General features: G+C 37.4%; 8 protein-coding genes. 1 reads left to right on the top strand and 7 read right to left on the bottom strand.

Going from position 1 to position 14121, the window contains the following annotated elements; all coding sequences use genetic code 11:
- Positions 1-4 precede the first annotated feature (4 nt).
- A complete protein-coding gene (locus tag HPC41_RS00065; protein ID WP_172391979.1) occupies positions 5-574 on the top strand; it encodes a Crp/Fnr family transcriptional regulator in 570 nt (189 codons plus the stop codon).
- A 110-nt stretch (positions 575-684) separates the two neighbouring features.
- On the opposite strand, the gene HPC41_RS00060 is transcribed toward HPC41_RS00065, so the two are convergent.
- The 7 genes from HPC41_RS00060 to HPC41_RS00030 form a co-directional block, all read right to left on the bottom strand.
- A complete protein-coding gene (locus HPC41_RS00060) occupies positions 685-1920 on the bottom strand; it encodes a porin (RefSeq protein ID WP_172391978.1) in 1236 nt (411 codons plus the stop codon).
- A gap of 488 nt (positions 1921-2408) precedes the next feature.
- Positions 2409-3212: a hypothetical protein gene (locus HPC41_RS00055; RefSeq protein ID WP_172391977.1), complete on the bottom strand. Its 804-nt coding sequence runs from the start codon at positions 3210-3212 to the stop codon at positions 2409-2411.
- Positions 3213-3234: 22 nt separating this feature from the next.
- Positions 3235-4776, bottom strand: coding sequence for a RagB/SusD family nutrient uptake outer membrane protein (locus HPC41_RS00050; RefSeq protein ID WP_172391976.1), 1542 nt, complete (start codon positions 4774-4776; stop codon positions 3235-3237).
- Positions 4777-4796: 20 nt separating this feature from the next.
- Entirely contained in the window at positions 4797-7970 is a 3174-nt protein-coding gene (locus HPC41_RS00045; protein ID WP_172391975.1) for a SusC/RagA family TonB-linked outer membrane protein, read from the bottom strand.
- 390 nt (positions 7971-8360) lie between these two features.
- Positions 8361-9722 carry a SusD/RagB family nutrient-binding outer membrane lipoprotein gene (locus HPC41_RS00040; protein WP_172391974.1) on the bottom strand — a complete coding sequence of 454 codons (1362 nt, stop codon included), beginning with the start codon at positions 9720-9722 and terminating at the stop codon, positions 8361-8363.
- 10 nt (positions 9723-9732) lie between these two features.
- Positions 9733-12795: a SusC/RagA family TonB-linked outer membrane protein gene (locus HPC41_RS00035; protein WP_172391973.1), complete on the bottom strand. Its 3063-nt coding sequence runs from the start codon at positions 12793-12795 to the stop codon at positions 9733-9735.
- Positions 12796-13151: 356 nt separating this feature from the next.
- Positions 13152-13364: a hypothetical protein gene (locus HPC41_RS00030; RefSeq protein WP_172391972.1), complete on the bottom strand. Its 213-nt coding sequence runs from the start codon at positions 13362-13364 to the stop codon at positions 13152-13154.
- Between the last annotated feature and the right edge of the window lie 757 nt (positions 13365-14121).

Below are 14121 nucleotides of genomic sequence, written 5' to 3'. Positions count from 1 at the left end.
TATTATGGAGCAGCTTTTAGCCTATATCCGAAAATTTGGTCAGCTTGATAAGCGAGAGGAAAGTCTAATCAGGCAGGCCTTTGAGAAAAAGCATCTTCCAAAAGCGACCTATTTTGTTGCCTGCGGAAAAGTTACCAATAGTATAGCCTTCGTAGAAAGCGGGGTATTTCGTTCCCTTTATTACAATGATAAAGGTGACGATTTTACACGATACTTTATTTACGAAGGCCGCTTTATTGGAGATTTCCAAAGTTTTCTGGATCGTACTCCATCCAACGACTATATCGAATCCGTTACAGATGCACAATTGTGGAGCCTTGATATCCATAATTTTCTGTTGTTGGAAAAGGAGATCAAAATCTGGCCCCTATTAATGGCAAAGCTGTACGGTTTTGTCATTGAAAGCAAGTTAAAAACAGCGAATACCATGATGAACCTCGATGCCAGTGAACGCTACCTGCTGTTTCTAAAGCTCTATCCCGGGCTGGCAAACCGAGTTCCCTTAGCAATGCTGGCCTCCTATTTGGGCATTACCGCTTCATCCTTAAGCCGCATCAGAAAAAATGTCATTTGAGGATGCTATTCATAGCGGATCATTTTTCCCGGGAACCCGGCGAGCTGTCACGGAACTATGCATCAAACTATGGTTTTGCGATATAGAATGTAGTTTTTATCTCATTTGCTCTACCAGCGATAGAGCAATCGCGTTGTAAAAACGTTGTCTTTGAGATCATCAGAGAAATTTGGTAAACTAGTCGTCTCATTGGTGACATGTTCGTTGTAAACTGTCAGTTTCAATCGATTACTGATCTGATAAGCAACACCGTAACCCAATGTACTGAATTTTACATCGCCATCTGCCGTAAAATTATCAGGCATTCCGATGCTCATACCACTTGCCTTTTTATTCGGATCATATACGTCATACGCCAATAAAGCTGTTACACCTGTTTTTGCGATTTCCTGGGTAAACCAAAGGTAATATCCGTTAAATTTTCGCTGGTACAAATCCGTTGCCGGCTGGGTGGTAAAACTTCTACTTGCGTATGGCCCTTTGATATCCTCTCCACCAGCTACACCGGGTTGGTCGCCGGTTACATATTCCGTCTTAAAGCTGGACTTTCCAAAGCTATTATCGAGTTCTATCTGCAAGTTTGCCCCGTAATAGTTCCGTCCGATTCCTTTACCCTCGTTCTCATCGCTGGTATGTGCAGTATAGCCAGCTCCATTAGAGGTATAGTAAGTCTTCGTATCGTTTCGGACTGATCCTTTATAGAATGAACCACCGAAACCAAGATGTAATCTTTTATCCGCAAGGCTGTCGAACTTAAAAGCCAAGTTACCGATCAGATCTTTTTTGGAATCATAGTCTTTGGCTGAGTGCCCACTTCCATTTACCAGTGCTAAATCTAAATTCAAAAATTTCACTTTGCCCCCGGGGTGATAGCTAACCATACCGCCAAGATCACGTTCACGCGGCATTAACGTTTGAAACACGCGCGCTCTTTCTGGGAAATCGCGGTACCCCGAAGAGTAGACAATAGAATAGCCAAAGGGTCTGTTAAAGAGTCCTGCAGTCAGGCTCAAGCCTTTTTGACTGGGATGCCGTAGTTGGATAAAAGCATCCATTAATTGCACCCCGTCTTGGGTTGCATCGAGTTGGAACACAATACTTGAATAGGTATCCACGCGGTCGATCTTAAGGCGGCCACGTCTAATCATAAAACGGTTGTCAGAGTTCTTAGAGAAATCCCCACCGGAGAATGAAGTTATTCCTGGAGATTGCGCCTTTTGAAACTGTGTCTGAAGGTATCCCGTGATTTTGATATCATGTGGATCATAACTTGAAGGCGCATTGTTATTTTGCGCCATGGCTACCGCTGGACCGATCAGAGTTGCGAGTAAAAGTGCTTTTTTCATTGAATAACTTTTTTTTGTAGCAATGGATATCATCAGAACTTATGCGTATATACAGATTTTACGTTCAGATGGTTCATTGGTATTATAATAATCTCTAATATAATGAATGAATCTTAAGAGGCTTATAGGTTCTGATTAAATATTATAAGCCCCCATATTTCAATGCCGTAAAAATAGATTCTCAATGTTAAGTTAGTATTAATAAATTGTTAGACTATTAATTTATATACATAAAATTAATGATTTGGTAATAATACTTCACCGAACGCCAAACCAATTATTTCTTAAACTAGGTAAAAAGTCACGTTATTTCAACTTAAAATTCCGGAACAGATTTCCTAAATGAAAAACTCAACATAAAAAAGGGCTTATGAATCTTGCATTCATGAGCCCTCTTCTTTTTGATATTAAAAATCTTTTCTCAAATAAATGGTTTATATGAAAAAGACCTCCACCCTTATATTCATAAGAGTTTTTATAAATAATACTTATTTGGGTAAATTAATAGTTTCTGTTCCTGGGCCAAAAGATCCAGCAGATACCCTATACCCTCCAATATTAAGCGTTACTACACCGTTATAAACCGTACCTGTCACATCTGACATAGTAACAGCTCCATAATCTGGGTCGTTACCAAGTACTTGATTAGGAAAAACAACAGTTTTTCCATCCGCTTTGATCATAAATGCCAAGCTATTTTCTTCAAATGGGCTTACTATTTTATAAACGGATGTTGTTTTTGCCTTTTGGATTTTAACATTAAGGATTTTTCCTGCCCATCCATTTGTAGAATTCATTGTAACATTCCCCTTATCTTCAAATTCCAAGACACTTGTCGCCATAATATCAACTTTTTTTATGTTGCTTGAAGATACATTTTCATCAGGAATAGTAAGTGAAAGCGGAAAAGCTAATCCAACAGTAACATCTTTCTCAACAGGCGTTATAGACAATGTGCTCGGATCTATTTTAGATAGATCACCGTAGTTTATTTTTGCATAAGATTTACCTTCACCACTTCCAAATTGCACTGGCCCAGCTATTTTAAAAACATTAGTATATCCAGCACCGCCAGCTGATAATGTTACCGGAAATGAAAAATCTCCTGTGGTTGATGTTCGACCAACCGGTACAGAAATTGATCCACCTTCCATGTTAAATTTCATAGTTTTATTAAAGAAACTAACTTTATTCGGCTCTCCTGAATACAAAGCTCCTTCCGTCTTGTCGCAAGAAGAAAAGAAAGACAAAGCTCCTGCGATAAGTAGACAATTAAATATATTCTTTTTCATATGTTCTATTTTCTTAAGTAGATTACAAAGGATTCTGATCCTTATTCGCATCCATAGCAGTATTTCCGTCAAACTCTTTCTGAGGTATAGTTAGGATAAATTCCTTATTAGCTGGATCTAAACTATTCCAAGTAGGTTTGAAAGTATGATTTGACCCTGTCGCTGTTCTGTCAAATCCAGTTTTGAGCCTTAAAATGTCAAAGATTCGTTCAGCCTCTCCCCATAATTCGATACGTCTTTGTAAAATAATCTGATCCATTAAGGTTTTAGGCGTACCTATTGATCCCATCGTAAGATCTTTAGACATTGCCGCCTGGTCAAGGATAGCTTGATAACCAGCTGGGTTACGCAATTTCATCAAATCAGCCAAAGCTGTTTTAGCTTGTGGTAGTTTGCCTTGATTAGCAAGAGCTTCTGCCTTTACTAACTGTAGCTCCTCTGAACGCATAAAGATATAATCGCCTAAACTAGAAGTTTTATCTGAGTATCTAAATTTAACCTGATTATAAGGCTTTGTTTGTGGTGTTCCCCCATCTGTAGCACCATTCCACCATTTTTTACGTGCATCCGTTGATGGAATTTGATCATATAACCAATTATAAATACACTTTCTTGATGATTCGGCATATTGACCAGCACTTGCGTCCATATGTGAAAAAAATGATGCCCAAATAGTTGATTGTGATGCAATAACTTCAGCTCCCCACAATACATCTTTTAACTTTACACTATTAAATCCACTGTAAATGTCGTCACCGCTAAGCATGGCCAAACCTGATTTAGAAAGAGCTTCGGTAGAATATTTTTCAGCATCTGCCCACTTATTTTGTACTAAAGATACATTTGCCTTTATAGCATTTGCAACATAATAATCCAAATGAGAAATATGTGATTGAAGCGATTTGTCTTTACCAAAAAGATCTATTGATTTGTCCAAATCCTGATTGATCTGTGTATAGACATCTTCCACTGTTCCTCTGCCTTTACCTTGTGATGCAGCAGTAGTAGGTTCCGTATAAACAGGAACACCGGGTGATGTTTGATGCCCAACATAAGTCTGTTGGAAAATCTGTATCAACTGAAAATATGCATATGCGCGCATGGCATAAGCTTGCGCCATAATATTGTCAACTGTTTTTGGATCACCAGTCAATGTCTTCTCAGCAGCCAGAATATAATTTGCGTTACTAATTAAAGTATAATAAAAATTCCATGTAGCATAAGACCTCCAACCAGTCGAGGCAAAACGGCTACGAACGTCATATTTATAATCAAAATAAAACCAGCCGCTGCCTTGTCCATCCTGAAGAAAGTCTTCTCCCATTAAGGAAGTAAACATTTTGGTTGATGTAATACCAAAGTTCTGAGAAGTATTACTTACTGACCATCCAGATGAGTATAGCATTCTATAAATTCCATCCATTGCTACTTGAGCACCTTGGGTAGTTTCTAAAAGCGTTCCTGCATCTACCTTATCAGTTGGGCTAGTTTCCAAAAATTCCTTGCTACAAGATGTTATACCTAATGCAAGAGAAAGAACAGACGCATATAATAATTTTTTCATTTTAATAAGCATTTAAGTAATTAGAATTTGAGATTTACACCTGCAGCAATTGTTTTATTCGGAGAATAAACATAATCTGTAGTTCCTGTAAAATTATATTGCGGATTTAATCCTTGGCGAGCAGAGAATACAGCTAAGTTGTCTGCTTGTGCAAATATTCTAATTGATTTTAATCCAACCTTTTTAATATCAAACGAGTAACCAATCGATACATTCTTTATTGCAAAATATGAGGCATCGACTAAAGTCCTATCAGTTAATTGTAATACCATATCCTTTTGAATTCTAGGTATATCTGTAATATCTCCTGGTTTTTGCCATGCTCCTAATACTTCTCGAGAGTAGTTATTTCCCAAATATGCGGGGTTCAGATAATTATACCCAACAGCATCGTTTATTTTACCACCGATAGAGTACGTTGTCATCAAAGAAAAATCAAAGTTTTTATAATTCAATGATGTGGATAGTGAACCCATAATTTTTGGAATTCTACTACCTGTTACAACACGGCTTGCAGCCGCTTTTGTCCGATCATTAGATACATAATGCTTGCTACGATCAAATTCATCTTCCTTCTTATCATATACCCAATATAATTGATCACCTGTTGCTGGATCAACTCCCGCACTGCGAGCCATGTAGAATGAATTAATCGTCTCACCTTCTCTGACGATTGTCGAGTTTGATATTATTTCCTTGCTTTCATCGGTCAATTTCAGCACCTTATTTTTGACACGGGAACCCATCACTGAAACATTCCACTTTAAATCTTGATTTCTTATAACATCATAGCCCAAAGAAAGATCAAAACCCCAGTTTTTCAGATCACCTATATTAGAATTAAAACCATCAAAACCTAAAGAAAAGGCCATAGGACGATTCAATAACATATCTGTTGTCTTACGTGTATACCAGTCAAAACCTATTGATAGACGGTTGTCAATAAATCTTCCATCAGCACCGATATTAAAGCTTTGATTTTTTTCCCAACTTACTTTAGCATTTTCTACCGAAGTCACGGCTCCACCATTATTATTTGCGTTATTCCACGTTAAATCATAAAACGCTTGCCACGCAAAATAGATAGGGTCTAAATCTGAGTCCAACAAATTATTGTTCCCTTGTCCTCCATAGCTTGATTTTAATGTTAAGCTGTTCACCCAGGAAACATCTTTTAAGAAACTTTCTTCAGAAATTTTCCAGGCTCCTCCGACTGACCAAAATGATCCCCAACGATTATCTTTTTGAAATCTTGAAGAACCATCCGTACGGAAACTTCCAGATAAATAATACTTATTATCAAAATTGTATTGTACACGAGAGAAATATGATTCAATCTTATCATTGTTTTCATAGGAATCTGCTTCGGCAATAGTAGCACCAGGCGCCAACTCATAGATTCCTTTAAAAGGGAAGCCAGTTTTTTGAGCATTTAATAAATTATATTTATAACTATATGCCTCATGACCTAGTAATACATCAATATTATGCTTACCAAAATCTCTAGTCCAAGTCAACAACTGGTTAAATGTATATGAGAAAGTTTTTGTCCATTCTTTGTTCAAACGTCCTCCAGTTGCAGCAGCATTACCAAAAACAGGATTATAATAATAAGTATATTCGTTCATGCGGTAGTCGGCACCGAGATTAACCGCAAAAGCAAACCCGCGCCAAGCGCCATATTTTTCATCACGTGTGTTAAATTCGACACCACCTCTCGTACCTACATTATCAATATTATTATAATACCGATCATCATATAGTGTAGCAATTGAATTAAAATTTTGTTGTGCTCCAGAAGCCCTATTTTTACCATAGTCAAATTGCTTTTGACCCAAAGCATCATTTACAAAATTACCGTTGTTATCTCTGATCCATATCGGATAGATTGGCGCCATTTGTTCCGACGAATACCAAACATTGGAAGTTGATGTCCCTGTTGCATTTAATGACCTCGAATTAGATTTCGCAAAATTTCCTGATAAAGAAGCTTTAAACCAATCTTTCGGCGTAAATTCATTGTTGACACGTCCAGAATAACGATCGAAATTAGTATTCTTCAATAATCCCTTATCCTTTACAGCATTCATTGAAGCCATTGCCTTATATTTACTCGACCCACCGGAGAAATCAAGTTGATATTCTTGACGAATAGGGTTATTCGCAGTCACTTCATCCAGCCAATTGTCATCCCATTTCAATTGCGCATTTGGATTAAGCTTACCAGTTCCTAAATCAAATAATTGATCCACTGGAACATTATATGGATTGTACTGCTCATTTATACCAAAAATTCCTTCAACAGTACCTTTCATCCTATTCACTGCGCTAGCAGCAGCCGCAGTTTCAGATAAGCCATTTACAAAAATATCTTGATTTTTATATGCTTGAAAAACGGTTTCCAAATATTCTTTGGTATCCATTACATCATATCGTTTTACAGCCCGAGAATTGACACCGATATTCGCTTTGAAGTTAACATCAATCTTTCCATCTGTATTTTTACCAGATTTTGTTGTGATAACAACTACACCATTTGCCGCTCTAGATCCATAAAGTGTAGAAGCAGCAGCATCTTTCAATACCGTAAGACTTTCTACGTCATTAGGGTTTATGGAGTTAAGATCACCATTAAACGGTATACCATCAACAACATACAGAGGGTCGGCAGAAGCATTTATTGATCCAAAACCCCGCACTCGAATAGCAGCACTAGATCCTGGTTGGCCAGATCCGGCGGTGGACACTACACCTGGTGCGGCACCATCCAACGCTTTTGTGATATTTGTAATTGAACGATTTTCAATCACATCGCTTTTAACTGTCGAAGCAGAACCAGTAAACGATGATTTTTTGGCCGTTCCGTATGCAACAACCATTACTTCATCAAGTTCTTTATTGGAATCTTGTAAAGAAACATTATAAAGTACAGAGGAAGAGCTAACAATAATAGTCTTATCCGAAAAACCTACAGACTTAAAAACCAAAGTTTTACCTACAGGAACACTGATTGAATAATTACCATTAGTATCGGTTTGAGTAGCCTGATTAGTGCCTTGAACAACAACAGTTACACCTGGTAATCCTTCACCTTGGGCACCTGTTACACGTCCACTAATCTTTTTTTCTTGGGCAAATGCTACTGAAGTTAAAATAGCACCACCCAATAAAAAACTGAGTAATTTGTGTTTCATATGTTTACGTTTATTTAAATAAGTATGTTTATTCTTCTATAAAATAATCTGGTTAGTATTTATTAAAACTTTCCAATATATGTGCTAGTTAGTTGGCCATCTTCCCTAAGTGGCGGAGCCCGCTTGTTAAAAAATGTTAAATACAAAATTATAACTTTTTTTAACATTTGCAATGCATACATAATTTTGTCATAACATTAAGCTAAAGAAAAAATAACAAACATCTAGTAATCAGTAAATTATTTTCTTTAAAATTCGTAAAAAAAGAAAATAACTGTAAAGAAAACACACTTAATTTATTGAAATAGAATAAAACATAAATATAAAAGGGCTGTATCACTTTTTTGATACAGCCCTTAGAGTTTTTATAAAGTTAATAATTTTATACTCTTACATACCCCACCAAACTGGAACATCCATTGGAATGTTTTTAGCGTTTGGATTATAGAGAGTAGTAGTTTGTGGAAATGGAAACCTTTTTGGAGTATAAGACAACTCTGCACCAGCGCTTTGTGGTCTAGGAGTTAAAACAGGTATCCCGGTCCTTCTGTAATCATTATATGATTCGATTGACTGATTATACATCGCTACCCACTTTTCAGTTAAGATATCAGTTTTAGAAGCTGTTGTATATGTCGCAACACTTGAACCGTTATCTGTTCCAGTTACATAAGCTACATTTGCCTTAATAGCATCATTTAAAACTGAAGATGCATTACTGCCCTGCCTATTTTTAACCTCAGCCTCAATAAATTTCGCTTCGTAATAGGTTATTATAGGATAATTCTTACCAACAGCAAAAAATGGCCCAACTATTGCAACTTCAGGAGAGATCGATGTCGCGTTTATATCAGCTCCTATATATTGACCTGCTTTGTTAGGAGACAAGAAAAACTTCAACCTTGGGTCGTTTTTAGCATTTAGACGATCAACAAAAACTTTATTTGCTCCCAAATAACCGGCTCTACCGTTCTGAAAAGCTCCCCACTGGTTTTGAGCACCGCCACTTGCGGAATGAATAGCTTCAAGATTTCCCGCATTTGTGGTAATACCTTTGGATAGATAATCTAAAATTGTTGCATCTAATCCAGTAGATTTTCCAGCAATACGGTTCAAATATCTCGCTCTTAATGTATAAGATGCCTTAATCCATTTTGAAACATCTCCTTCAAAAATTAGATCATCAGAAGCCGGGATGAATAAGTTGGCAGATTCTGCAGTGGAAAAATCCTTTATAGCATCTCCCAATAAACCATCGATTGATTTATAAATATCTTCTTGGCTATCTAATTTGGGAGTTCTTATACCCTCATCTAAACGAAATGCTTCAGAATAGGGCACATCCCCCCAAAGATCAGTAGCTAAACCTAAATTAATAGCCATCAATACTTTTGAAATTCCTGAATAATACGGACTTCCTGTTCCTGCTTTACCAATAATAAGTTTAGCATTATTCATAGTCCCGGTATATAATCCCTCCCACATATTATCAAAATCACCTTGTGTAATTCTGTAATTTTGAACATCCGCATACTGAGCTCCTAACCCCGCCGAGTGTTGAACTAAAATACTGCTCATACGTGCCAATTCGCCCTCAACATTTTGAAAAGTATTTACTTCTAATGCAGTAAGCATTGTCGATAGAGAAGCCTCTGCAGGATCATTAGGGCTTAAATACAAATCATCACCTGTTTTACATCCAACTATTACCGTTAAACATAAAGCATATATTAAATTTATTTTCTTCTTCATTTTTAATAGATTAAAAACCAACACGCAAATTAAATGAATAGGACTTCGTTCCTGGGTTATTAAAGAAATCATAACCTGCAAAATTTTGATTAGATCCTGTCAAGCTAGTTTCTGGATCAATACCCTTGTATTTTGTAATCAAAATTGGATTTCTCAAATTTATTCCAACTTGTACGTATTGAATAGCTTTTGAAACTTTGTTAAACCTGTAACTTAAATCAACTGATCTCAATCTCGCCCAAGACCCATCTTGAATGGCTATTTCCGACGAACTATTACCTAAATAATTTCTAAAATAGGTTGTGGCAGGAATTTCAGTGGTATTCTGTTGTCCAGCATTTGCACCGTTAGCATATACACCGTCAATAACGTAATTGCGTTCGCGATCAGCAGTGATTCCAGCTTTGCCTCTGTTTATCAAATTAGCATTTGTCCCTCCCCAAATCTTGCCTCCTTTTCTAAAATCCCATAAGAAGGAAAAAGATAGGTTTTTATAAGAGAACTCATTATTAAAATTCATCAACCATTTTGGAATTGTACTTCCAACACTGCCCAATTCAGCTTCATAAAGCGGCAAACCGCTGTTCGGATCAATTAATACTTGACCTTGATCATTTCTTTGGAACTTTTGCGCATAAATAACACCAAACGGTTGACCAACTATTGCATAGGATTGTGGTGAAGAAAATGCGGAGCCAATAGACAATTTTTCAACCCCTTCTGCAAGTTCAGATACCTCATTATCATTTTTCGACCAATTTAATGTTGCATTCCAATTAAAAGCTTCAGATTTCACAATGTGACCATTCAACGATACCTCTATACCAGTGTTTTTGATTTTCCCAATATTATTATAATAATTGGCATAACCAGTAGTTGGGTCAATAGGCTGAGAAAGTAGTAGATCAGAAGATTTTTGTTGATAATATGTGAAATCGAATCCAAGCCTATTTTGTAAAAATTTCATCTCAAGACCAGCTTCGTAACCAACATTTCTCTCGGGTTTAAACGATTCCGCAACCGCTACAGAACTTATTGCAAATCCAGTTTGACCTAAATAAGGAAAGGAAAATCCATTAGTCATACCATCAGCGATAGTAGGTACAGTATAATAGGCTCTGTCTGAATAAACACTTGGTGATATACCCACATTGGAATATGCTAGACGAACCTTACCGAAAGATACCACAGGGGATTCCTTAAATAGATCCGAGAAAATGTAAGAAATATCTGCTTTAGGATAAAAGAAACCTTTTGAATCTCTACCAAAAGTAGTAGACCATTCGTTCCTACCAGTCAAAGTTAAGAACAAAATACTTCTATAGTCGAATGTTGCGTCTAGAAAGATTGCTCTACTATTTCTATACGATTCTGAATTACTTGCATAAAGGTCCTTAGCGGATGCAAAATTATAGTATCCGGGCATACTCAATTCGCGTCCTCTTGCAAAATTTGTTAAAGCTTGTGTATAATTAAAATTACCACCCAACAAACCACTTACTGAGAAATCCTCAGAAATACTATGTTTGAATTTCAGTAACAAATCACTGTATACATTCTTATAATTAACATTAGATCTTTTTATCTCCCCTAATCCTGAGCTATTATCGTCTCCAATAGATCCTATAGCATATACTTGAGTACCATTTGTTGAATACGTATCCAAGCCTGTCTTCCATGATAATGAAAATATATCATTCAACTTAATATCAGTATACACGTTCCCTAAAAAACGCGTATTCTCTTCTTTATACGGATTATTCTCAGTTGACCAGTAAGGATTGTCGTAAGAAGCGAAATACTGTTTTTGAGAGCCATCCTCATTTTTGTAATCTGCTAAATTAAAATCAACAGGAGAACGCAGCAATGAAAGCATAACACCGGCCAAATTACTACCGTTTTGTGCAGCACGAGTATTAGAGTTTGTAAGACTAAAATTACCTCCAACGGTTATATTATCATTCAGCTTTGTCTCTGAGCTCAAACGTGATGTATATCTATTGAAGTTTGAATTGGGAATAATCCCCTTATTATTAGTAGATCCAACGGAGAAACGCATAGTAGTTTTATCACCACCAGAAGTTATAGCTAAATTATTTGTAAATACACTTCCGTTTTGAAAGAAATCCTCTACGTTATTGTAGGTAGGTTTTCCTACTTTTGCTAAATTTTCACCCCAACTATCCGCTGTGCTTGAACTAAAGGTTCCGCCAGTCCCCTGTCCATATTGATTTTGAAACTCAGGTAACTTATTGACTTTCTGCAATTCAAATCCAGAAGAAAATGTTACACCTAAACCGCTTCCTAACTTACCTTTCTTTGTCGTATAAATTATAGCTCCGTTACCTGCTGCCTGACCATATAAAGCTGCTGCCGCTGGTCCTTTCAAAATAGTAACAGTCTCGATGTCGTCTGGATTGATATCTAAAGCTCTATTACCTAATTGAACACCAGCCAAATTTTGATTATATGGATCATCACCTGCTTTGACAAAGTTCATGTCGTTATCAATCGGCACGCCATCAACGACAATTAGGGGCTGATTATCTCCCGAAAATGTAGCAGCCCCGCGTAGCACTATTTTTGAAGAAGCCCCAGGAGTGCCGGCAGACGACGTAATCTGAACACCAGAAGCTTTAGCAGCCAAGCCTTGAATAATGTTTGCTTCCCCAGATTTAACTAAATCATCTCCGCTAACTTTAGAAGTTGAATAACCAATTCCTCTTGAACTTTTAGAAATACCCAAAGCTGTAACAACAACTTCTTCCAATGCATTGTCAGAATTGTCTAATGTTACATTAAAAGCTGACTGTCCCTCTCTTACGATTAAGGTTTTGTCAGCAAATCCAACAGATCGAAAGACAATAACTTTACCTGTTGGAACAGATAACGAGTAGTTACCATTCGCATCTGTTTGCGTGGCGACGTTAGATCCTTGTACAGCTATCGTCACACCTGCTAATGGTTTTCCATCAGCTCCAGTAACACGACCGCTTACCTTCTTTTCCTGCGCGAACGCGACAGAAGTCAGGATCATACTACCCACGAAAAAACTGAGTAATTTGTGTTTCATATGTTTATGTTTATTAAAAATGTTTATTTTTCGAAAAAGTACTATGGTTAGTAATATATTTTCTAATAATTTATGTGTATTATAGTTAGTAACATCTTTTCCACCAGATTGTTTCCGTTTGTTAAAAAATGTTAAATACAAAATTATAACATTTTTCAACTTTTACAATGCATGCATAACTTTGTGATAACAATTAATTCACAAATAAATATAAATAACTGAAAAACAGTATGTTATTTTAAAAAAAAAATCTTATTAAAGTAACATCGTTGATGGCTAAACTAAATTTCAAAACTAAACGTAGATGATTTTGACGACCGAAGCTTGGCGATTACCTTGTCTAGTAACCATTTCCCCTATCTTACTTTACTGCTGTCTTTACCATCTAATAGCCACATTGCCACTCTATCGCGTTTATCCTCCGGGCAAAAGCTGATCATCCCTTTCTCTTCATGCAGCAGCACACTTGCTTTACTGTCGTTCAGCTGTGCTCTTTGGATGCGCAGCCCTCCCTGGTACGGATAACAGCCAACTCCCCCAGCTGTTCGATTGTACCAAAAGTAACCCACTCAACCCTTATCCATGGGAGTCGGCATCCAAAACACGCATGTCAAAAACAAGCGACAGGTGTTTTTATAACAGCATAGAGAAATAAAGGATTTTAAAGGCTTTTGAGCACCTAATTTCTTTTAAACGACAAAACACCCAACATCACACCTACTAAATGCACACACAACTTAAAATCTTTTAATTCAAAGAGTATTCACTTGCTCCAATTGTCAAATTGGTTTTCGCCCCTTTTGCACATTTTTCTAATACATTACAGAGTTTACACCCCAGATCCGCCAGATAGCTACTGACAGCTCGTACCTGTTTAGTACCTCTTTAGTATATCTCCAGTAGCTCTTTAGTACATTCCCGGTAGCTTAACGGTGAATTAACAGTACCTTTCGTACCGAGGAATAGACGATTTAAGTACCTACCAACTCCTGACCAACTTCTACTTTTCTCCCAGCGCTGCTCGAAATTTCTTCGGGAGGGCTTCGGGTCACCCTCGGGAAAAATCAAAGGAAAATTCGAGGAAGACTGACGGCCCACTGCATGAAAGGCAGAAGTTGGGGCGAAGTTGATTCGAAAATTGTCAGAAGAAGGTGGTCTTTCGGCTTCCCTTCGAGTGCTCTTCGGCAACGCTTCGGGACCTCTTCGGGGCTTGTTCGGGACATGTTCGGCAACGCTTCGAGTCCGCTTCGACTGCGCTTCGGGAACGTCCCGAAGAACAGCCGAAAAGCAGCCGAAGCACTCCCGAAGGAGGGGCGACGCAGGTAC

The sequence above is a fragment of the Sphingobacterium prati genome (assembly GCF_013167215.1).
Taxonomy (GTDB): Bacteria; Bacteroidota; Bacteroidia; order Sphingobacteriales; family Sphingobacteriaceae; genus Sphingobacterium; species Sphingobacterium prati.
This window is presented reverse-complemented; position numbering and strand designations above follow the sequence as displayed.